This window comes from Bacillus sp. SRB_8 (assembly GCF_003264205.1).
Taxonomy (GTDB): domain Bacteria; phylum Bacillota; class Bacilli; order Bacillales; family Bacillaceae_G; genus Bacillus_A; species Bacillus_A mycoides.
The window spans coordinates 1-413 of record NZ_NADT01000189.1 but is presented as its reverse complement, the minus strand read 5'-3'; the positions used below and the strand labels follow the sequence as shown (position 1 = coordinate 413).

Sequence of the window (413 nt, the reverse complement as noted above, 5' to 3'; positions counted from 1 at the left end):
CCGAGGTGCCGACCATGGACGAGCAAGGCCTCAAGGGCTTCCAGGCCGACGCCTGGTTCCTCGCCGCCGTGCCCGCCGGCACGCCCCAGCCCATCGTCGAGCGCCTGTACCAAGAGATCGCCAAGGCGCTGCCCGACGCGCATGTCAAGGCCAAGCTCGACGCCATGGGCGTGCTGCCCTCGGCCCTCAAGCCGGCCGCCTCGGCCGACTTCCTGAAGGTGGAAGTGGCCAAGTGGCGTCAGGTGATCAAGACCGCGGGCATCACGCTGGATTGAGCGCGCCCTGCACCCGCAAAAAGCCCCTGCCGCGCAGACCGCGGCAGGGGCTTTTTGGCATGGGCGCGTGCTGCCAGCGCAAGGGCAGAGGCGACCGGCGCTTCAAAAACAGGAGCTACCGGCGCTTTATTCTATTGG

Annotated in this window: 1 protein-coding gene; it reads left to right on the top strand. The window is 67.8% G+C overall.

Going from position 1 to position 413, the window contains the following annotated elements; all coding sequences use genetic code 11:
* The coding region (locus tag B5P40_RS32410; RefSeq protein ID WP_258402220.1) for a tripartite tricarboxylate transporter substrate-binding protein at window positions 1-275 on the top strand (275 nt) is incomplete at its 5' end.
* Window positions 276-413: the final 138 nt, after the last annotated feature.